Origin of the sequence: Streptomyces sp. NPDC019531 (assembly GCF_044903305.1) — a bacterium.
In the GTDB taxonomy this organism is placed as follows: Bacteria; Actinomycetota; Actinomycetes; order Streptomycetales; family Streptomycetaceae; genus Streptomyces.
This window is the reverse complement of sequence record NZ_JBJDQL010000013.1, coordinates 164050-183192: the sequence shown is the minus strand read 5'-3', so window position 1 is coordinate 183192 and position 19143 is coordinate 164050. Positions and strand designations below refer to the sequence as shown.

The window sequence follows — 19143 nt, the reverse complement described above, 5'->3', positions numbered from 1 at the left end:
ACCAACTCGGCCTTCGGCCGTCCCGTCCTCGCCACCCGGCCATCATGCCGAATCAACCCTGACTTACGCAGCGAATTCCAGACTCAGGACACTAGTCCGCCGTGTCGTGCGATTGTCTCGCGCACGTGTACGGCAACGCGGCCGATCATCCCGGTCGGGAGCGCCGGTATCCATCGGACATGACAGACGCGGAGTGGGCGGCCGTCCGGCCGCTGTTGCCGGTGCCGGCCTGGCTTCAGGGGCGGGGTGGACGGCCCGAGGGCTACTGTCACCGGCAGCTGTTGGACGCGATCCGTTATCTCGTCGCGGGCGGGATCTCGTGGCGGGCGATGCCCGCGGACTTCCCCGATTGGGCCCTGGTCTACGCCTTCTTCCGCCGCTGGCGCGAGCACGGGCTGATCTCGGAGTTCCACGACCGGCTGCGCGGGAAGGTCCGTGAGCCCGAGGGCCGTGAGGCCGAGCCCACGGCGGGAATCATCGACGCGCAGTCGGTGCGGGCCGCCGCGACAGTGCCGGCCGCCGCACGCGGCTACGACGGCGGGGAGAAGGTGCCGGGCCGCAAACGGCACATCGTGACCGATACCCGCGGTCTGCTCCTGGTCGTCGCGGTCACCGCCGCGAATATCGGCGACCGGGACGCCGCGGCAGACCTGCTGCGCCGCCTGCACCGCGATATCACCCTCGTCTGGGCCGACGGCTACACCGGGGGCCTCGTCGGCTGGTGCCGGGACAAACTCGCCCTGACCTTGGAGATCGTCAAGCGCACCGACGACATGACAGGGTTCGTGGTGCTGCCCAGGCGCTGGGTGGCAGAGCGCACGTTCGGGTGGCTGATGAACTTCCGCCATCTGGCCCGGGACTACGAGATCCTGCCCGCCACCAGCGAGGCGATGATCCGGTGGTCGATGGTCACGCGGATGAGCCGGCGTCTGGCACGGCCACGGGCCGCCGGCCGGCACTGAACGCCCCGACGCCTCCAGGAGGAGCCACCCGCGCTCCGCCAGGCGCCGGGCCTTCGAACGCACCCCCTCGACCTTCGCCGGCGTCGTCCCAAGGCCCAGCTCCACCGCGATCTCCTTGGCCCGAAGCGGCCCGTGCCCCGTGGATCGCTGCTGTTCCAGGACGCCCAGAATCTTCTGATAGTCCGGTGCAAGAACCGTCACCGGCAGCCCTTCTCGCCAGGGCGGCAGCGTCGAGCCAGGCACCGGCGCGAGCGAAGGCGCCGTTTCCCCCTCCGCCTCAGTCGTGGTCACGGCAGTGGACTCGGCGATCACCGCCTGTCGTCTTCTCCTACACGCGGGAAGAGGCCTACTCGGACGGCACCTTCATCAAGATCCCGCCAGCAGCGGGCGCGGCCGCCGGGATCCGGGGCCGCTCCTGCTCTGACATGTGGCGCCCGGGAGGGGCGTCAACGGTCGATCGGGAGCACCTGGTCCAGGCCGCTCTCGCTCAGGATCTGCTGGATGGTGTCGTCCAGGGTGCTGGCCGCGTCGATCACGGTCTCCAGGCCGTCGGGCAGCAGGTCCCTCTCCCGATACCAGTCGCGCAGGTGATCTTTGGTGACGTGCTTGAGGTACTCGGCATCGGGTTTCGTCGCGTGCCGCAGCAGCGTTTCCATGTAGGGCACGTCGAGGTAGTAGCAGCCTGAGACGCCTCGGTGGGCGCGCACCAGGTCCTGGAGCATCGTGCCGTAGCGGTCGGCGTACAGGATGCCCTCCACGACGACATGGAAGCCGTTGTTCAGGGCGTAGCGGGCGGTCAGTTCGATCAGGCCGATGTTGGCGCCGCCGGGCTGGTCGCGTTCGCGCAGCACGATGCGGCGCAGGTTGTCCTGGCCGACGATCGCGAGGTTGCGGCCGAACTTCTCGCGCAGGCCGGCTGCGACGGACGACTTCCCCGAGGCGCTGTTGCCCCGGATCACGATGAGGCGCGTGTCTTCCGTCCCCACCGTGCCCGGCACGCTCTGCGTCACGTTTCGTCGCCCTTGATGCTCAGTTGCACCCGGTTCTCGTGGAAGTGGTCCCAGTTCATGACCAGGCGGAAGCGCTGGTGCACCTCCAGGCGTTCCGCGTCGGCCGGCTCCTGGCCCCGCTGCACGCGGGCGTCCCCGGACTGCACGAGCTCTGCGAGGGCGATGCGGACGTCGTCGGCATCCTGGCTGGTGGCGGCCGCGAGTCGGTCCAGGGAAGTGAGGATCTCTTGCGGTTCGCCCAGATCGTCGACCAAGTGGTTGATGAGCCCGTCTACGAGCGGGCCGGTGCGCAATGTCCAGCGAATCCGGTCGAGCCGCTTGGCGAGGTCGGCGTCCAGGGGCAGCAGGTCACCAGGCAACGGCAGCGCTGGGGGCATCGACCAGCGGGCGCCGTCCGGTGTCTCCTCACGACGCGCCAGGCCCCATGTCAGGTACAGCTCGGACAGGTCCCGCACGGTCTTGGGCACCGGGTAGCCGGCGGCCGTAAGCATGGCGCCGAACTTCTCCCAGCGATGTGCCTCGTTCGCTTCACGCCCCTCCGGTGCCTCCTCGTAGTCCCATTCCTCATCGGGCCACGAGAACGTGAGCACGCCGTCGAGATCGCCACCGATCATGTCCCAGTGGCCGTCGAAGATCTCCTGCAGGAGGTCGTCCAGGGAGCCGGTGAAACCGGGCTGACTCGCGGTCCCGATCAGCATCGTCAGCGGGAAGCCCTGGCGGGGCAAGACGTGGTCCCAGCCCGAAGCCCACCAGTCGTTGTGCATCGCCAGGTCCTGGCGCGGCCCAGGCACCGACGGGTTCTCAGTCATCCGCAACTCTTCCTCGAAAACGGTCAAACGCTCGCAGCGTACGCCCTGTTGTGCGCGAAGCGTTGTCACGCGCGCCCGACCCACGCTTGGTGGTGGGACGCGACGTGCAGCCCCTCGCGCAGGCGGCCGCGCAGGACACCAACGCGTGTCCTGCCCTCCACGACCTGCAGCCCGCTGTCTGATGGATCCAGCAGGCGTCGGGCGATCAGGATCGGCGGGCGCAGCCACGTCCCGTGCTCTTCCCAGTGCCGACCCACCTCGGGGCGGCGAACTCGGACGCTCCGGTCGGCATCCCGACGAAGTCCGCGGCCGGGATCGTCTCCAGCCGCCACGTGACGTCGCGCAGGTCGATGCCGCCGTAGTCGTGTACGAAGGCCGGCGTTGTCGCCGTGGTCGAAGAGGAACTGCTCGAGGACGTCGTCCGGCCACTGCAGGGAGACCAGCGCCGGGTCGGCTCGGAAGCGGGCGAAGCTGAGTCCGCCGTCTTGGCGGCAGGCCATCAGCGGGCGGAGGCCGCTCAACTTCATGCCGCCAGGTGTACCGCAGGTTCCCGACAGGGTTCCCCTGCTCCGGTTCAGTCGACGCGGTCGTCGCGGCCACCCTGATCCCGGACTACCCGCCGTCGGCCTGACGCTCTCCGACCGGGCAGACCGCCGGGGCCTCGCCCGGCGAGACTGGGTGCTGTCGCCGCTGACCGACAGGCGCTGTCGCTACTCAGGCTCTGGCTCTCGTTGTGTGGAGCGTGACGCTGCGACTCAAGCCCCTTGTGGCGAAGCTGAGGGTAGTCAGCGCAGGGCGCTCGCGAAGACGGTGCGGTTGGCGGTTGTGTAGTCGTGCTCACGCCTGGACCAGGCGATCCGGGCATGGACTTGTTCGTTGTCGGCCGCGTGTGGCTGTGGAGCGTTGAGGTGCTGACGCCACCAGAGGGCATTGCGGATTTGGCGGTCAAGGATGGCGTCGACGAGGCTGCTGCGTGCTGGGATGTCGAGCCCGTAGGCGTCGGCGAGGATCCGTACCTGGGTTGCCTGTTCCTGGGCGGGTGGGGCCTGTGGCTTGGAGGAGATGCACCAGGTCCAGGCCATGTATCCGAGGTCTTCGAGGGGGTCGCCGGGGGCGGCTGTATCGAAGTCGATGAAGGCCACCGGCCGGTCCTGGTGGAAGACAGCGTTGTTCGGGCCGGGATCGTGGTGGCAGACGACCGGATGGGCCGCGGCAAGGCGGCTGCCACGGGTGGCCTCATGCAACGAGCGCAGAAGGGTACCGGCAGCCGCCACCTGATCGTCGCTCCAGAGCTGGAATCTGGCCGGCACTCGGCCAGGCAGGTAGGAGAACGTGTCACGGCCAGTGTCGTCGAGCCCGAGATATTGCGGTGCGCCGTTGAACCCGCGTTGTTGAAGATAGTTCAGCAATTCGGCGACGAAGGCCGACCTGGCTGTGACGGGTCGCCGGACGGTGTCGCCGACACGGACGACGCCCTGAGTGATCCGCCCTCCGGACAGTGGTACTTCGTCCTTTCCCGTGTTCATGGCTCCAGCTTCTCCTGTTCTTGGCCGGTCCGTTTGGCATCCGGTTGAGCGCCGAAACACAGTTACGGAGTGAGCAAGACGCGTTTGCGTAGGAGCTGGAAGCCGGCGCGGCCATACATCTGGCGCTTGAGCATCTTGATCCGGTCGACGTGTCCTTCGACGACGCCGGAGTTCCAGGGGAGGGTGAGCCCGGCGACGACGGCGTCGAGATCGCGTTCGAGGTGCGAGGCGAACCTGTGCAGGGCAGGCAGGTCTTCATCATGGACGGCGGCGATCCAGGCCGGTATTCGCTCTCCTTGGCGCTGGGTGAGCATGGTCGCGAAGGTACGGACATGGCTGGTCAGCGCGGCCAGTTCGGGGCAGCCGTCCAGGATGGTCTTGAGCTGGCGGTGCTGCAGTTCGTCGAGGGTGTCGGGATGGCTGAGGATCCAGCCGGCTACGGATCGTGCGGACGGCGGCGTGGGGCCGATAGGTCCGGGGACCTTGCGGAAGGGCTTGAGATAGTCCCTGACGGTGCCGTAACTGCCCTGATTGCCAGCGGCTTTGATGTCTTCGTAGAGTTTCCATGCGTTGGTGCAGCCCTCGTTCCACTGCTGCTGGAGGAACGGCTTGAAGGGGTCGAGCTTGCTGGCGCGGTCCTGCCACTGGCCACGGAAGAGATCCTCGGGCCGGGCGGCTTTGGGGAAGCGGGCCACAGTGCGTGGAGTCATGCCCAGCGCCCGTGCGGCTCCCCGCTGGCTGTAGCCCTGGTTCAGCAGTGCGTGGATTCGGGCGTGCTTCTGTCGAGTGCGCTCGGCAAAGCGGTGCCCTGTCGCCACGGCGTCGAAGACCGTTCGTCCTCGACCTCCTCGCTGTTCTCCGGGGCCCTCTCATCGGCTAGAGATCTTTAACGGCTGGGGTTACGGCGGCTGGAGGTCGAGTCCGGTCCTGGCCGTGAGGCCCTCGATGAGACCGGGCCGGTACTGCATCCGTTTCAGCCTCGTCTTCACCCACGCAGTGAGCTGGTCGAGGCTGTGTTTGGTGAGGTTGGCCAGCGACCTCTTCAGGTGCGACCACACGCGCTCGACCGGGTTGTCGCGGAGTCACCCTGGACCGCCTGATCAACGCCAGCCACCAGGTCATCACGAACGGCCCCAGCTACCGACCCAACAAGCGCCCGAAAGGACCCCACCGACAAGCCGTCGGCCCCTGACGTCCCAACCTGCTGTCCGCGTCCCCTCCTGAGGCACCAACCGCCTTCCCCGCGCCGCGGTTGACGTGCTACTGACCTTGAATGCGTGATGTCGTCATGGTGGCTGGTGTCGCGAGGCCGGTGCCGGTGAGGCAGCCGTCGAGGACGTCCTGGCGGTACTGGAGCTGGCGTAAGCCGCGCCGGACGGCGGTGATCAGGTCTTCGGGGTCGGCGAACGCGCGATTGGCCGTGATGGTGCGTCGCAGGACCGACCAGATGCCCTCAACTGGGTTGAGGTCGGGTGCGTAAGGCGGGAGTTGGTAGACGGTGAGCCAGTCACGGTTTGCGATGTAGCGGCGCATCCCGGCGGTGAGGTGGGTGTTCAAGTTGTCCCAGACCAGCACGATCGGGCCGCCGAGCTGCTGGTGCGCGGTCTGGATCAGGTCGCGGTAGTCCTTCCAGGAGAAGCTCTTGCGCCCGTCGGGCCGGGCGTCCGGGCAGGGGCGGTAGATCAGCCGCGATCGGTCGCCTCTCTTGTAGCAGGCCAGGGCGGCCACCCATAAGCGACGGCGCAAGCGGCCCCGGACGCGGACCACGGGGGTGTGGCCGCGGCGGGACCAGGTGCGGGTGGTCGGCGGCGTCATCGAGAATCCGGCTTCGTCCTCAAAGACGAGCCAGGCGTCGAGCGCCGCTACGGTCCTTCCACCTGAGGCCAGGTCTCCTTCATCCAGCCGGCCACCAGGTTCTCGTCACGCTCGATCGCACGCCGGGCAGGAACCTGGCAGGTCCAGCCGTGCCGCTTGAGCAGGGCAGCGACCCCTTGCACGGTGTAGCTCTTGTGGAACCGACGCCCGATCAGCGTCTTGATCCGTGACAGGGTCCAGGTCTGGTCAGGCCAGCCGTGTGCCACCGGTCCCTTGGCCAGCTCCCGCTCCAGCGCGGTGAACAGTTCGTCGCTGAGCAGCGGCAGCGATGCTGGGCCCTTCGAGGCCAGGGCTCTCGTTCCGTCCTGCGACCAGGCTTTGCGCCACCGCTGTACCGACCGGACGCTGACCCGCAGGTCATGAGCGATGACCGGGTTCTCGTCGCCCTGCCTGAACCGCTCGGCCGCTTCCAACCGCAACTTCTCGCGAAAAGCACGCCGTTCGTCGCTCAGCCCGCCCCCTTGCGCATACCTCATGCAGTCGGCATACCGCAGGGATCACGAGGCGTCAGCTTCTACGACACCACGATTTGAAGGTCAGTAACAGGAGGGGCCACGGCCGAGGGCTACCGCCTGGGTGGGCACGGCTGACCAGGCCAGTTCGGGTTCACAGCCACCGCTTGGCTGCTTCGACACTGTCGCCACCGCTGGTGTTGAACGCAATCGCAGCCTTCGGCGCATGCCGTCGGACCAGGTTCACGACCTGCTCGAAGAGCGGCAGAAGAGGTTCCGGTTTGCGGATCCCGCCGCCGATGACGATCACGTCCCAAACGCGCTCGGACAGCGCCGCGGTCATCGTGGACGCAGCCGACTCGTCCAGCGCAACCAGTGTCATGGATGCATCAATGGCATGGTCGCAAAAACGCGCCAGCTCCTGGTCGAGGGCCGCGCGGATCACGTCCCCGTCCATACCAGGCACTGTGTGTGGATCGACTCCAAGGATGAGAACGGAGGGCATGTCCTGGAAGACGATCAGCCGCCTGCGCTGGTTCCCGAGGCACCACACTGCCGTCTGAGCACCACGCCGCTGCGAGGGCGGAGGGCCACCTGGGGAATACGTGAAGTTAGCCATGTGGAATTACGTGATCGTCCACACGCCAGCGGGCGGCTATGGCCGCGGTCGGGTGAACAAGCCCTGCTCGGTCTCGAGCAGGATTCCGCGCTCGGTCAGCCGCTTGAGTTTCAGGCGGGTGTTGTTGATGTTGCTCGGCGAGATCTCCAGGTCCATCGCCTCGCAGACCTGCCGCGCCCGCAGCGGGGCGTCGGCCGCGGCGAACACCGCCATGATCTGCTGGTGGGCCGGCTGGTCCGGCAGCTGCGGGGCCGGCGGTGCGGGCGGCTGCGGACCGGGCAGCTCCAGCAGCGTCTTGCGGTGATCCGGATCTCCTCTGCGGCCCGGCCGAGCTCGTCCAGCCGTGCAGTCAGCTGCTCGATCTGCCCCTCGTCGTCTCGGCCTGCGCGGCGATCTCACCCTCGCGCTCCTCCAGCCGCGCCGGCACCGCGCCGAGGGTCTGCTCCCCGCCTGTGATGCGCCGCGCCAGGCCCATGCGGTGGCCCCGGTCAACCGGCGCAGTATCACTGGGAGGGCCTTGGGACAGGCGGCCACCTCACAGCCGCGGAGCTGGACGTGATCATCGGCCCGCTCACGGTCGAGGAGGCGCCGCCGTCCTGACGGGGCGGCAATGGTACGAATTCTCAGCTCGCCTTTCGGCCTCCGTCCGCTCAGGTGGCGTTCGTAGTCGCGGGCGAGGTGTTGGTGGTGCATGAGCCGGCCGCCTCCTGCGCTCGATGGTCCACCCTCTCGGGATGATGGTGAACCCGCGGGGGCCGGGTGGGCATTGGACGGGGTGGACATCGATGCCGATGCGGATGTGGTGTCTGCGTCGTGGCTGGGCCGGGTCCTCCCCTCCCTCCTCTCCTCAGCCACCGCTCCGCGGATCACCGCTCCACGGATCCGCCCTCCGCGCCAGTTTCTTCGCCCGGCGGCCCAGGTCCGGCGGCAGGCGGTGAAGAAGCGTGCGGGCCGCTCGGCGAAGGTTCGGGGCCGATGTGGTGCGCAGGAGAACGTGGTGTGGGAGCGTAGCCCGCTCCGGTGGGCGGACGGAGAGGCGGAGTTGGCCGGCCGGGCCGCCGCCCCAGCCCGAGACCACCAGACGGGGCGGTGTGCCGACTCTGACCGAACCGAAGCCGAAGCCGATACCGAGACCGGAACCGAGGGCGAGACCTGGGCCGCGGTCGGCTCGGCGCGTTGCGTCGGCGCCCCGTGTCACTCTCGCCCTGCGTCCCACGCCGAGGAGTTGGGCGCTCGCCCACACCAGGTGTGTGCCGGGTTGCATCGGGCGGCCGCCGGTCAGGGTGAGGGGGGAGATGACGGTTTCGCCGGTGAGTACTACGTGGTGGCGGCCGTCGCCGAGGGGTTCGGTGCGCGGGGTCAGGTCGGCGTCCGGGTACCACCACAGGTTGCGGGCGGTGTCGTGGACGAGGAGTTCGCCATGGGCGTGGCCGAGGGGGTGCGGGGCCTCCCAGCCTTCGGCGCCCTTGATGCCGGACAGCAGGTCGGGGTCGAGGAGCATACGGCCGTAGCGTTCGACGAGGGTGAGGGGTTCACCGTCGGCGCGGCGCATGCCGATCGTGGTGGTGACGTGGAGTCTTCCGTCGCGCCAGCGGATGTCGTCGACGGTGACCTCGGGTCTGATGGCCCGGGTGCGGCGGGCGAGTTCGACGAGGGAGTCGAGGTGGCCCTCCTCCAGCAGGTGCGCCCGGAGTCGGGTGAGGGCGGGGAGGCCGTCGCGGACGCCGGGCGGGTAGGAGTTGAGGGCCATGCCGCGTACGACGTCGAAGTGGCGCTCGAGGTTCTTGCCGGTGCGCTGCAAGACGCGGGGTTCGCCCACCGGGCGCAGGAGTTCCACCCGGTAGGAACGGCGGAGCAGGTGGTCCTGGAGGGGGCCGGAACGGGTGTCCTGCTTGATGGCCTCGACGACCGTGCGGAGGTGGCCGTAGTAGTCCTCCGGGGTGGTGCCGCGACTGCTGGTGTTGCCGCCGTCGTCCCGGCGCTTCCAGATGTAGCAGGAGTGGTCGGCGAGGATCGACACCGTCCTGGCCTTCAAATAGGCCCGGGCCATGAAGAGTTGGTCCTCCAGCCGCACCGGGCCCTCAGGAAACCTGAGGTCGTGGGCGATCAGGAACTCGCGGCGGAACATCTTGTGCGGGGTGAGGCTCTCCATGAGGGGCGCGTCCTCCACCGTGCAGCGGTCCACGGTGCGTTTGAAGACGTTGCTGGGGCCCTGCATGGTGCCGATGACCTTGCCCAGGACGATGTCGGAGCGGTTGCGGCGGGCCAGTCTGTGCAGGTGTTCGAGGGCTGCCGGGGTCAACTCGTCGTCCTGGTCGACGAATTGGACGTACTCGCCGCGGGCCTCCCGGACGCCGACGTTGCGGGGTTTGCCGGGCCAGCCGGAGTTCTCCTGATGAATCACGCGCACGTGCGGGTGCTGGTCCGCCAACTCGTCGAGCCTCTGGGCCGAGTCGTCGGTCGAGCCGTCGTCGACGTAGATGACCTCGTACGCGTCCTTCCCCAGGGTCTGGTGCAAGAGTGACGGTGCACAGATGTCGATGTGTCGGCCCGCGTTGTAGACGGGTACCACGATGCTGACCTTGAGCATGAACGTGAACGCTCCCCCCGGCGGCGATTACGCGCCTCCTGTTGTTCTTTGGACGTTCATGCCCGGGTAAAGGTTGTCTCGATTGTCGGACCGGTTCGCCGAGCGGACCGTGTGCGCCGAAGACCACTTCGTCGCGGCCGGCCGCCGTTCCTTCTCGGCCGCTCGTCACTTCGCGAGGCCTACGACGACGATCTCGTGGCGGTCCGCGAAATGGTCATCCGATGGTCAGTGCCGGGCGAACTGCACGCCGCTCGGCTGCACCGCGTCCGGTCGCACACCGATACCGCGGATTTCCAGTCGCTCGCCGTAGATGTCGGTGATCCTGATCGTGCCACCGCATCCGGAGCCCTGTTCGGAAAGGAAGTAGTTGTATTCCTTGCGGGGCAGTTCGCTCCAGCCGGCGGCGGTCTCGACTTCCAGTCGGGCCAGGGGGTTGCGGTGGCCGATCGCCTGGATGCCGCACCAGTAGCGGCTCGATCCGGTCTTGTACCGGATCGAGATGGTGTCGGAGGTGCTGGGGCTCAGCAGACTCCAGGTGATCGGGATACGGCCCTGGACCGGGTCGGCCAGCTTCGCGAAGGCCTGGGCGCTGAGGTCGAGTTGGCCGGGTGCGCAGGGCAGGGGGCACTCGTTGGTGATCCGGACCGTGACCGAGGCGCCGTTCGCGGCGTGGACGAGGATGTACGCGCCGCAGGCCTTGGACGTCTCGTAGTCGGCGTGGTTCATCGCCGCGGTCATGACGTCGGAGGTGGGGCCGTACAGACAGGCTCCGTCTCCGTCTCCCAGGGTGTAGAAGGTGGCCACGCCCTCGTAGGAGACGCCGGGCTTGATCCGTCCGGCGAGCGGGGCGGTGCCCGATGCCTTGCGCGGCGGATTCGCGACCGGTGTGGCCGAAGGGCGGGGTGAGCTGCTGCTCGGCGCGGCCGTCGGGCTGCTCGTGCGGGCCGACGCCGACGGGGAGGCCGTGGTGGGCTTCGGCTCCTGTGCCGTCGGGGTGGGCGTCACCCGGGTCCCGGCGACGGGCGTGGCCGCGGCAGGGCCGGCCGCGGTCTCGTGGTCGGGGCTGAACGCGACGATCAGTGCCGTCACGAGCACGACGGCCGCCGCGACGACGGCGGCGACGAGGGCCGTGCGCCTGCTGCCTGACGGGGAGGAACGGTGCGAGCGAGATGCCACTGCCAAGTCCTTGTGTGTCGCGTACGAGCCTGCGGGCGCAGGGAGCTTCCGACCGGTCAGTCGCCGCCGTGCGCGAAAAGGTTGCCGGGGACTTCTTGGGAGATCACCGCTTCCCCGGTCGGGTCCAGCCCGGTCATGAGTTCCGCGAAGGCGCGGGCGGAGGCGGGTGCGTTGAAGAGACGGTCGAGGCGGGCACGGGCGAGGTGGCGCGGGAAGGGGGCCGCGTCGCCGGCGTCGTGGAGGGTCCGGGTGAGCCAGTGGGAGAACTCCTGGTCGTTCCAGACACGGCGCAGACAGCGCGACGAGTAGGTGCGCAGGGCGGTGTCGTCGTCGCTGCGGACGAAGTCCCGTACGGCGCGGGCGAGGAGGTCGGCGTCGTACAGGGCGAGGTTCATGCCTTTGCCGCCCATGGGCGAGACGATGTGCGCCGCGTCGCCGACCAGGAAGAGACGGCCGTACTGCATGGGGTCGTGGACGAGGCTGCGGAGCCGGAAGGTCTCGCGGTCGGTGATCGGGCCGCAGACGAGGGCGGGGTCGCCGAGCCGGGTGCGCAGGGCGTCCCAGATGCGGGCCTCGGGCCAGGCGTCCGGGTGGTCGTCGGGCGGGCACTGGAGGTAGTAGCGGCTCGCGTACGGGCCGCGGGGGAAGTGGGCGGCGAATCCCCGGGCGTTCACCGCCAGGAGGGGGTGGGCCGGTGGCGGGGCGTCGGCGAGGACGGTGAGCCAGCCGATGCCGTGGTCGAAGGCGTGGGCGGTGAGGGCGCCGTCGGGCACGGCCGTACGGCTGACGCCGTGGTCGCCGTCGCAGCCGGCGACGAAGTCGCAGGTGATCGCGTGTGTTGTGCCGTCGGCCGTGCGGTAGTGGACGGTCGGGCGGTCGCCGGTCAGGTCGTGCGGGGAGACGTCGGCGGCCTCGAAGCGCAGGTCGCCGCCGCCGTCCAGGAAGGTCTGCGTGAGCTTCTGCACGAGGATCTGCTGGGGGCACAGACGGGCCGAGGGGCCGTCCGAGCCGTCGCTGTCGGAGACCAGGTGGCTGCGGCCGTCCACCCGGAACTCCAGGATGCCGTCGTAGGGGACGCCTCCGAGGACCCGGTCCGTCAGCCCCCAGGAGTCGAACATGCGGACCGCGCGGGTCTCGACGATGCCGGCCCGCTGGCGCTGCGCCACATGCTCGCGGGAGTGGCGTTCCAGTACGACGCAGTCGATGCCGCTGTGCTGGAGCAGTGTGGCGACGGTCAGCCCGGCCGGGCCCGCACCGATCACCACGACCGTCGTGGACTCGGATGAATCCTGCAACTGGCTTGTCTCATCGGCCACTTGGGCACCTCCGCCGCACAGCCTAGCGAGGGCGGACGGAGTGCGAGCCGGATCCGGTCGGCCGGGCTTCGCCGATCGGATCGGCCTCCGCGATCAGCGGGGGCAGGTGGTGATGCCCGGGCGCCGTCGGCACGGGCGTCGGGCCCCCTGACGCCGACGCTTCCGGTGTCGCGGCCGGATGGGCTCGTGCCCGTGATCGAGCTGTTTCCGCGCGGCTCATGAGGTGTGCCGGGCGATCGCCGAGGCGACGGTGGCGACACGGTGGGGCAGGTCGGCGGCGGGGATGTCGATGAGCTGGTAGCCGAGTTCGCGGTAGGTCTCCTCGTGGACCTTCTCGAACGTCAGCGATTCCCGGAAGGTGATCCGTCGGGCCGAGGTGGGCTCGCAGAATCCCAGGTTGCGGACGAAGAACACCTGGCGCTCGTAGATCCGCCCGGAGGTGATTCGTTCGAGCTCCGCCGCGAGCGTCCGGGACACCGGGCGTCCCAGGTGGGTGGCGAGCGCGAGGGTGCAGACGGGTGAGCGGTCGAAGACCTGGACGGCGTCGGTCGTGGCGGCTTCGAGCTGGCGCAGGCGCTGCAGAGTGACGATCTCGTCGATGAAGGACGCCCGTGTCCATGGTTCGTCCTCGCCCCGGGCCTGCGCCCGTGCGATGACCTCCGTCGCCGCCTCCTCGACGACGCCGTGGCCGAGGTCGCCCAGGCCGCGCAGGAGGGAGGTCTTGCCCGCGCCGGGTGTGCCGGTGAGAACGTAGCGCCGCATGGTCGGCTGCCTTTCGTGGAAGTGGGTTTCCGGGGCGGCTCGGCAGAGCCGTTGACACGCGCCGGTATCGGCGTCACGGTGAGGGTTCTCGTGTGTGCACCGGGCCCGGAGGTCTTCCTTGGCTGGTTCATCCGCACCGCACTCGGACACCGAACTCCTCGCACGCGTAAGGAAGTTGCATCCCCTCATCCGGTCACACGCCGTGCGTGCGGAACTGGAGCGGCGAGTGACCGGCGAGGTCGTCGCGGCGCTCACCGAGGCCGGCGTCCACCGTATGAACGTGCCCCGACGGTACGGCGGTTACCAGACCTCGTTGCACGGGCAGGTCGACGTGCTGAGCGAGGTCTCCGCCGCGTGCGGGTCGGCCGGTTTCATGGCGCTGATCCAGGCCGGGTGTGCGTTCATCGCGGCGCTCTTCCCCGACGAGGCGCAGGACGAGATCTTCACGGGTCCCGACGTACGGGTCAGCGGCACCCTCATCCCCACCGCGAAGGCCCTTCCGGCGGAGGGGGGTTATGTGGTCGACGGGACCTCTCCGTTCGCCACCGGCTGCCAGGACGCCGACTGGCATCTGCTGACCGCCGTGGCCGACTCCGGGGACGGTAGGCCGCCGGATCTGCTGTGGACGGCTGTCCCGATGACCGATCTCGAAGTGCTCGACGACTGGAACGTCTCCGGTCTTGCCGGGAGCGGCAGCAACAGTGTCGTGGCCCATGACGTGCAGGTGCCGGCCCATCGGGTGCTGCCGCTGGGGCCGTTGCTGGGCGGCGCCTTCCCCTCGCGGCGCAACAGAGCCGACCCCTTCTACGGCATGCCCGTCCTTCTGCTGTTCTGCGCCTGGACGGCGGCCGGCGCCCTCGGTCCCGCGCGGGCGGCGCTGGCGGAGTTCGGCGAGCGCATCCACCAGCGGGGCATCACCTACACCTGCTACGAGCACCAGCACGAGGCCCCGGTGACACATCTGCAGATCGCCGAGGCCGCGATGAAGGTCTCCTGCGCCGAACTGCTCACCGCGGACTTCGTGTCGCTGATCGAGTCCCGGGCCGGCGACGGGCAGCCGTACACCCCGGAGGAACGGGCCCGGATCCGGGCCCAGTGCGGGTATGTGGCGCGGCTGTGCAAGGAGGCCGTGGACCTGATCGGTTCCGCCTCCGGCGCCTCGTCGCTGCGTCGCGAGGTGCCGGTCCAGCGCGCCGTGCGGGACCTCAACGCCCTGAACCTGCACTCCTTCGTCAACCCCGCCGCCAATCTGGAGCTGTACGGGAGGGTGATGTCGGGGCTGGACGCCGGAACGCCGTTCCTGTGACGGGCTGACTCACCGTCAGCGCCGCGACCAGTTCGTCCAGTCCGTCGAACCGCCCGTCGAAGTCGTCGCCGCTCGTCGGCGGATCCCCCACCGGTCGCCGGACGTAGGCGGTCCGCATCCCCCGCGCCTGGGCTCCGCGCAGGTCCCACGCATGGGCTGCCACCATGAGGACGCGGTCCGGTGCGCATCCCGCGGCGGCGATGGCGAGTTGGTAGACCTCCGGTGCCGGTTTGTAGGCCTGGGCGGTTTCCGCCGACAGCGCCTGGTGCCAGCGGAGTCCGGCATGGGCGTTGAGTCGCGGCAGTGCGCTGTGACCGGCATTGGAGAGCCCGAGGACAGGGAAGTGCCGGGCCAGTTGGTCGAGAGCGGCCACGGAATCGGCCCAGGGAGGCAGGCGTCGACCGACCGTGGCCAGGCGGGCCACCGTCGCCGGATCCGTGAACCCTGCGTGGTCGGCGACCAGTTGAGCGGCCTCTTCGTCGATGACCTCGGTGTTGGCGTACGCGCGGAGCCCCTGGCCGATGCGTTGCTGCTCGCGCTCGCGATGGCGTTCCCACAGTCCGAGCAGTTCCTCGACCGACGCCTCGTCGGACGCGGGCGCCGCTTCGCGGATCCCCGCCCGAAGCCCGGTCGGTTCGTCGACGAGTGTGCCGAGGACGTCGAAGACGACGACCTCGATGTCGCGGATCTCTGCCATACGGGCTCCCGGCACACGTTGATGTCACCAGCTCGACCGGTGACGATCCTGCCAGCAAGGATCGTCACCGGTCAAGAAGGTGATGTGGCGCCGTATCTGCTGGATCAGCCCTCGGCGAGGAGCTGCAGCGTGTCGATCACCCGGTTCGAGAAGCCCCACTCGTTGTCGTACCAGGCGACCACCTTCACGTGGCGGCCGTCGACGCGGGTGAGGGCGGAGTCGAAGATCGACGAGGCGGGGTTGCCCACGATGTCGGAGGAGACCAGCGGGTCCTCCGAGTACTCGAGGACGCCGGCGAGCGGGCCCTCGGCCGCGGTGCGGTAGGCCGCCAGCACGTCCTCACGGGTCACGTCACGGGCGACGGTGGTGTTGAGCTCGACGATCGAGCCGACCGGCACCGGGACGCGGATCGAGTCGCCGGACAGCTTGCCGTCCAGGCCCGGCAGCACGAGGCCGATCGCCTTGGCGGCACCCGTCGTGGTGGGCACGATGTTGACGCCGGCCGCACGGGCGCGACGGGCGTCGCGGTGCGGGCCGTCCTGGAGGTTCTGCTCCTGGGTGTAGGCGTGCACCGTCGTCATGAAGCCGTGCTCGATACCGGCGAGGTCGTCGAGCACCTTGGCGAGCGGGGCCAGCGCGTTGGTGGTGCAGGAGGCGTTGGAGACGATGGTGTGCACGTCCGGGTCGTAGGCGTCGGTGTTGACGCCGTAGGCGAGGGTGACGTCGGCGCCGTCCGAGGGCGCGCTGACGAGGACCTTCTTGGCGCCCGCGTCGAGGTGGGCGCGGGCTGCCTTGGCCGAGGTGAACCGGCCGGTGGCCTCCAGCACGATGTCGACGCCGAGGTCGGCCCAGGGCAGCTGCGCCGGTTCCCGCTCGGCGAGCACCGTGATGCGGCGGCCGTCGACGACCAGGGTGTTTCCGTCGACGGTCACCGGACGGCCGAGGCGGCCGGCCGTGCTGTCGTAGGCGAGCAGCCTCGCAAGGGTGGCGGGCTCGGTGAGGTCGTTGACGGCGACGATCTCCAGGGCGCTGTCGCGTTCGAGGAGCGCGCGCAGCACGTTGCGCCCGATGCGGCCGAATCCGTTGATGGCGATGCGAGTCATGAATGGTGTCCCTTCCCTATGTCCATCAGACTCGCGTGCGATGTGCGCCGCTGACAGTGGCGCGATCGCCACGGTTCAAAAGGATCGCGCCACCATCGCGCCGAAGCCGCTATTCGCCCCGCGTGAAGGTGCGCCGGTACTCGCTCGGCGTCGTCCCCAGGATCCGCTGGAAGTGCATCCGCAGGTTCGAGCCGGTCCCGAGGCCGACGTCGGTCGCGATCTGCTCGACGCTCCGCTCCGAACGCTCCAGCAGCTCGCGCGCCATGTCGATGCGGGCGCGCATCACCCACTGCATCGGCGTGTATCCGGTCTCCTCGACGAAGCGCCGGGAGAACGTGCGCGGCGAGACCGCGGCCTGGCGGGCCAGTATGTCGAGGGTGAGGGGTTCGTCGAGCCGGTGCAGGGCCCACTCCCGGGTGACGGCGAAGCGCTCGCCGAGCGGCTCGGGCACGCTGCGCGGCACGTACTGCGCCTGACCGCCGCTGCGGTAGGGGGCCGCGACCAGGCGCCGGGCGGCGTGGTTGGACGCGGCCACCCCGAGGTCGCCGCGCAGGATGTGCAGACACAGGTCGATGCCGGAGGCGGCGCCGGCCGACGTCAGGACGCTGCCCTCGTCGACGAACAGCACGTTCTCGTCGACCCGGACGCGGGGGTGCTTCGCGGCGAGGGCCCGCGTGTAGTGCCAGTGGGTCGTGGCACGTCTGCCGTCGAGGAGGCCGGTCGCGGCCAGCGCGAAGGCGCCCGTCGAGATGGCGGCCAGGCGCGCGCCTCTCCCGTGGGCGGCGACCAGCGCCTCGACGACGGCCGGCGGCGGGTCCTCACGGTCGGGGAACCGGTAGCCGGGAATGAAGACGATGTCCGCCCACGCGAGCGTGTCCAGGCCGTGGGCGACGTGGTACGACAGTCCGTCGCCGCCGCTGACGAGGCCGGGGGCCGCACCGCACAGCCGTACCTCGTACGGCATGCTCGCGCGCGTGGTGAACACCTGCGCGGGGATGCCGACGTCGAGGGGCTTGGCGCCTTCGAGGACGAGAACGGCGACGCGACGAAGGCGGGAGGCTGACACGGGGACAGGGTACGCAGGGGTCAGACGTCGTCGACCGTCGTGGTGACGGGCGTACCGATCTCCACCGTGCGGCTGACCGTGCACAGGCGGTCGTGGGAGGTCTTCACCGCCCGGGGCAGGATCGTGCGGGCCCGGTCCGCGCCCTCGCCGTCCGGGAAGGTGACGGTGAAGGTGACGGCGAGGTCGGTCAGCCGGTTGCCGAGCTCGTCGTTGATCTTGTCGCCGGTCACTTGGACGGAGAAGGACGAGGGCTCGGCGTGGCGGCTGGTGGCCACGTCGACGTCCACGGCCGAGCAGCCGCCGAGCGCGGCGAGGAGCAGTTCGACCGGGGTGAACCCGCTGTCGGCGCCGGTGCCGAAATCGATCGTTGCGCCGCGGGTGTTGGTGGCGACGAAGCGGCCGGTGCCGGTTCGTTCGACGGTGACGGTACGCAGGGACTCTTCGCTCATTTCCTGGACCTTAGTGCCGGGTGCCCAGCGGTGCCCGCGGGCCCAGCACCTTGCCCGGGTTCAGCAGCCCCCGCGGGTCCAGGGCGTCCTTGACCGCGCGGTTGAGGGCCATCACCTCGGGACCGACCTCGGCGCGCAGCCCGTCCCGCTTGAGCAGGCCCACCCCGTGTTCGCCGGTGACGGTGCCGCCGAGGGCGAGGGCCTCGGCGATGATGTCGTGGAAGGCGGCCTGGGCCCGTACCCGCGCGGGCTCGTCGCCGGGCCGGGTGATCAGCAGCGGGTGGAGGTTGCCGTCGCCCGCGTGGGCGATGTTCGCGATGAGGGTCCCGTGTCGCTCGGCGATGGCGTGGATGCGGCCGAGCATCTCCGGTACGGCGGACTTCGGCACACAGACGTCCTCGGTGAGCACCGGCCCGAGCCGCTCCAGCGCGGGGTAGGCGAGTCTGCGCGCCTCGAACAGTGCCTCCGCCTCCTGCGGGTCGGTGGAGCGGGCCGCCCAGGTGGCACCAGCCTCCTCGAAGCAGCGGCGCATGGTCTCGGCCTCCTCCACGCCTGCCTCGCCGGGGATGTCGGTCCGCCCGAGAAGAACCACGTCGGCCTCGGTCGACAGGCCCATCCGCTTCCACGCGTCGACCGCTTCGAGGCAGTACCGGTCGATCAGCTCCAGCGCGGACGGGGTCACACCGGCCGCGGCCACGGCGGTGACGGCCCGTCCGGCGTCGACGACGGAGGAGAAGTGGCCGGCCACCGTGTGCTCGGGCGCCCGACGGGGCCGTAGCCGCAGGGTCACCTCGGTGATGACGCCGAGGGTGCCCTCGGAGCCGACGAGCAGACCGGTGAGGTCGTATCCCGCGACGCCTTTGGCCGTACGACGTCCCACGCGCACCAGTTCGCCGGTGCCGGTGACGAACTGGAGGCCCAGCACGTAGTCGCGGGTGACGCCGTACTTCACACAGCACAGTCCGCCCGCGTTGGTGGCCACGTTGCCGCCGATGGTGGACCAGCGGGCGCTGGCCGGGTCGGGCGGGTACCAGAGGTCGTGCTCGGCGCAGGCGGTGCGGAGGTCTTCGTTGACCACGCCCGGTTCGACGACCGCGAGGCGCTCCAGCGGGTCGATCCGCTTGACGGCGGTCATGGCCTCGGTGGACAGCACGACCGCCCCGTCCATGGCATTCGCCCCGCCGGACAGCCCGGTCCCGGCGCCGCGCGCGACCACCGGCACGCCGTGGTCGAGGCAGGCGCGGACGACGTCCCGCACCTCTTCGGCGGTCTGCGGCCGTACGACCGCGGCGGGACTGCCGTGGGGTGCCCATTCGGCCTCGTCGTGGGCGTATCCGAGGGTCACGGCGGGATCGGTGAGCACGCGGCCTTCCGGCAGATCGCGGTGCAGACGTGAGATCAGATCGCTGTCCATGACAGCACCTT

General features: G+C 69.7%; 21 protein-coding genes. 2 read left to right on the top strand and 19 right to left on the bottom strand.

Features of this window, described 5'->3' with window-relative positions:
• Positions 1-179 precede the first annotated feature (179 nt).
• The gene (locus tag ACI2L1_RS18515) at positions 180-962 is read left to right on the top strand and encodes an IS5 family transposase (RefSeq protein ID WP_404740377.1); all 783 of its coding nucleotides are present in this window, start codon (positions 180-182) and stop codon (positions 960-962) included.
• A gap of 446 nt (positions 963-1408) precedes the next feature.
• Here the strand turns inward: ACI2L1_RS18515 and ACI2L1_RS18510 are convergent, their stop codons facing one another.
• The 14 genes from ACI2L1_RS18510 to ACI2L1_RS18445 all read right to left on the bottom strand — a co-directional run bounded on the left by ACI2L1_RS18510 (position 1409) and on the right by ACI2L1_RS18445 (position 13097).
• Positions 1409-1972 (bottom strand): kinase, encoded by a 564-nt coding sequence (locus ACI2L1_RS18510; protein ID WP_404740376.1) that lies wholly within the window; start codon positions 1970-1972, stop codon positions 1409-1411.
• The gene (locus tag ACI2L1_RS18505) at positions 1969-2781 is read right to left on the bottom strand and encodes a DUF6042 family protein (protein WP_404740375.1); all 813 of its coding nucleotides are present in this window, start codon (positions 2779-2781) and stop codon (positions 1969-1971) included. Before ACI2L1_RS18505 ends, ACI2L1_RS18510 begins: the two co-directional genes overlap by 4 nt.
• A gap of 65 nt (positions 2782-2846) precedes the next feature.
• Positions 2847-3308, bottom strand: coding sequence for a hypothetical protein (locus tag ACI2L1_RS18500; RefSeq protein WP_404740374.1), 462 nt, complete (start codon positions 3306-3308; stop codon positions 2847-2849).
• Between the two features lie 258 nt (positions 3309-3566).
• Positions 3567-4307 (bottom strand): phosphotransferase family protein, encoded by a 741-nt coding sequence (locus ACI2L1_RS18495; protein ID WP_404740373.1) that lies wholly within the window; start codon positions 4305-4307, stop codon positions 3567-3569.
• Positions 4308-4369: 62 nt separating this feature from the next.
• Positions 4370-5125 carry a transposase gene (locus ACI2L1_RS18490; RefSeq protein WP_404740372.1) on the bottom strand — a complete coding sequence of 252 codons (756 nt, stop codon included), beginning with the start codon at positions 5123-5125 and terminating at the stop codon, positions 4370-4372.
• 81 nt (positions 5126-5206) lie between these two features.
• On the bottom strand, positions 5207-5365 hold the full coding sequence (locus tag ACI2L1_RS18485) for a hypothetical protein (protein ID WP_404740371.1): 159 nt from the start codon (positions 5363-5365) through the stop codon (positions 5207-5209).
• 202 nt (positions 5366-5567) lie between these two features.
• The gene (locus tag ACI2L1_RS18480) at positions 5568-6122 is read right to left on the bottom strand and encodes a transposase (protein WP_404740370.1); all 555 of its coding nucleotides are present in this window, start codon (positions 6120-6122) and stop codon (positions 5568-5570) included.
• A 47-nt stretch (positions 6123-6169) separates the two neighbouring features.
• Positions 6170-6658 carry a winged helix-turn-helix domain-containing protein gene (locus ACI2L1_RS18475; RefSeq protein ID WP_404740369.1) on the bottom strand — a complete coding sequence of 163 codons (489 nt, stop codon included), beginning with the start codon at positions 6656-6658 and terminating at the stop codon, positions 6170-6172.
• A 130-nt stretch (positions 6659-6788) separates the two neighbouring features.
• Positions 6789-7139 carry a hypothetical protein gene (locus ACI2L1_RS18470; RefSeq protein WP_404740368.1) on the bottom strand — a complete coding sequence of 117 codons (351 nt, stop codon included), beginning with the start codon at positions 7137-7139 and terminating at the stop codon, positions 6789-6791.
• A gap of 150 nt (positions 7140-7289) precedes the next feature.
• A complete protein-coding gene (locus ACI2L1_RS18465) occupies positions 7290-7466 on the bottom strand; it encodes a hypothetical protein (protein WP_404740367.1) in 177 nt (58 codons plus the stop codon).
• 634 nt (positions 7467-8100) lie between these two features.
• Positions 8101-9843, bottom strand: coding sequence for a glycosyltransferase (locus tag ACI2L1_RS18460; RefSeq protein WP_404740366.1), 1743 nt, complete (start codon positions 9841-9843; stop codon positions 8101-8103).
• Between the two features lie 225 nt (positions 9844-10068).
• Entirely contained in the window at positions 10069-11019 is a 951-nt protein-coding gene (locus tag ACI2L1_RS18455) for an expansin EXLX1 family cellulose-binding protein (RefSeq protein ID WP_404740365.1), read from the bottom strand.
• Positions 11020-11075: 56 nt separating this feature from the next.
• Positions 11076-12335 (bottom strand): 4-hydroxybenzoate 3-monooxygenase, encoded by a 1260-nt coding sequence (locus ACI2L1_RS18450; RefSeq protein ID WP_404740364.1) that lies wholly within the window; start codon positions 12333-12335, stop codon positions 11076-11078.
• A gap of 216 nt (positions 12336-12551) precedes the next feature.
• Positions 12552-13097 carry an ATP-binding protein gene (locus tag ACI2L1_RS18445; RefSeq protein ID WP_404740363.1) on the bottom strand — a complete coding sequence of 182 codons (546 nt, stop codon included), beginning with the start codon at positions 13095-13097 and terminating at the stop codon, positions 12552-12554.
• 202 nt (positions 13098-13299) lie between these two features.
• Between ACI2L1_RS18445 and ACI2L1_RS18440 the strand changes: the two genes are divergently transcribed.
• A complete protein-coding gene (locus ACI2L1_RS18440) occupies positions 13300-14403 on the top strand; it encodes an acyl-CoA dehydrogenase family protein (RefSeq protein WP_404740362.1) in 1104 nt (367 codons plus the stop codon).
• On the opposite strand, the gene ACI2L1_RS18435 is transcribed toward ACI2L1_RS18440, so the two are convergent.
• The 5 genes from ACI2L1_RS18435 to ACI2L1_RS18415 form a co-directional block, all read right to left on the bottom strand.
• Entirely contained in the window at positions 14330-15100 is a 771-nt protein-coding gene (locus ACI2L1_RS18435; protein WP_404740361.1) for a haloacid dehalogenase type II, read from the bottom strand. The genes ACI2L1_RS18440 and ACI2L1_RS18435 overlap by 74 nt on opposite strands.
• A gap of 104 nt (positions 15101-15204) precedes the next feature.
• On the bottom strand, positions 15205-16203 hold the full coding sequence (gene gap, locus ACI2L1_RS18430; RefSeq protein ID WP_404740360.1) for a type I glyceraldehyde-3-phosphate dehydrogenase: 999 nt from the start codon (positions 16201-16203) through the stop codon (positions 15205-15207).
• A 109-nt stretch (positions 16204-16312) separates the two neighbouring features.
• Positions 16313-17269 carry a GlxA family transcriptional regulator gene (locus tag ACI2L1_RS18425; protein ID WP_404740359.1) on the bottom strand — a complete coding sequence of 319 codons (957 nt, stop codon included), beginning with the start codon at positions 17267-17269 and terminating at the stop codon, positions 16313-16315.
• 20 nt (positions 17270-17289) lie between these two features.
• Positions 17290-17718, bottom strand: coding sequence for an OsmC family protein (locus ACI2L1_RS18420; RefSeq protein WP_404740358.1), 429 nt, complete (start codon positions 17716-17718; stop codon positions 17290-17292).
• 10 nt (positions 17719-17728) lie between these two features.
• Entirely contained in the window at positions 17729-19132 is a 1404-nt protein-coding gene (locus ACI2L1_RS18415; protein WP_404740357.1) for an FAD-binding oxidoreductase, read from the bottom strand.
• Between the last annotated feature and the right edge of the window lie 11 nt (positions 19133-19143).

Excerpts from the sequence above, each read along its gene's own strand:
- ACI2L1_RS18515 (WP_404740377.1), top strand. The coding sequence starts at position 180 with ATGACAGACGCGGAGTGGGCGGCCGTCCGGCCGCTGTTGCCGGTGCCG.
- ACI2L1_RS18505 (WP_404740375.1), bottom strand. The coding sequence starts at position 2,781 with ATGACTGAGAACCCGTCGGTGCCTGGGCCGCGCCAGGACCTGGCGATG.
- ACI2L1_RS18500 (WP_404740374.1), bottom strand. The coding sequence starts at position 3,308 with ATGAAGTTGAGCGGCCTCCGCCCGCTGATGGCCTGCCGCCAAGACGGC.
- ACI2L1_RS18495 (WP_404740373.1), bottom strand. The coding sequence starts at position 4,307 with ATGAACACGGGAAAGGACGAAGTACCACTGTCCGGAGGGCGGATCACT.
- ACI2L1_RS18480 (WP_404740370.1), bottom strand. The coding sequence starts at position 6,122 with ATGACGCCGCCGACCACCCGCACCTGGTCCCGCCGCGGCCACACCCCC.
- ACI2L1_RS18475 (WP_404740369.1), bottom strand. The coding sequence starts at position 6,658 with ATGAGGTATGCGCAAGGGGGCGGGCTGAGCGACGAACGGCGTGCTTTT.
- ACI2L1_RS18470 (WP_404740368.1), bottom strand. The coding sequence starts at position 7,139 with ATGCCCTCCGTTCTCATCCTTGGAGTCGATCCACACACAGTGCCTGGT.
- ACI2L1_RS18465 (WP_404740367.1), bottom strand. The coding sequence starts at position 7,466 with ATGGCGGTGTTCGCCGCGGCCGACGCCCCGCTGCGGGCGCGGCAGGTC.
- ACI2L1_RS18460 (WP_404740366.1), bottom strand. The coding sequence starts at position 9,843 with ATGCTCAAGGTCAGCATCGTGGTACCCGTCTACAACGCGGGCCGACAC.
- ACI2L1_RS18445 (WP_404740363.1), bottom strand. The coding sequence starts at position 13,097 with ATGCGGCGCTACGTTCTCACCGGCACACCCGGCGCGGGCAAGACCTCC.
- ACI2L1_RS18435 (WP_404740361.1), bottom strand. The coding sequence starts at position 15,100 with ATGGCAGAGATCCGCGACATCGAGGTCGTCGTCTTCGACGTCCTCGGC.
- gap (WP_404740360.1), bottom strand. The coding sequence starts at position 16,203 with ATGACTCGCATCGCCATCAACGGATTCGGCCGCATCGGGCGCAACGTG.
- ACI2L1_RS18420 (WP_404740358.1), bottom strand. The coding sequence starts at position 17,718 with ATGAGCGAAGAGTCCCTGCGTACCGTCACCGTCGAACGAACCGGCACC.
- ACI2L1_RS18415 (WP_404740357.1), bottom strand. The coding sequence starts at position 19,132 with ATGGACAGCGATCTGATCTCACGTCTGCACCGCGATCTGCCGGAAGGC.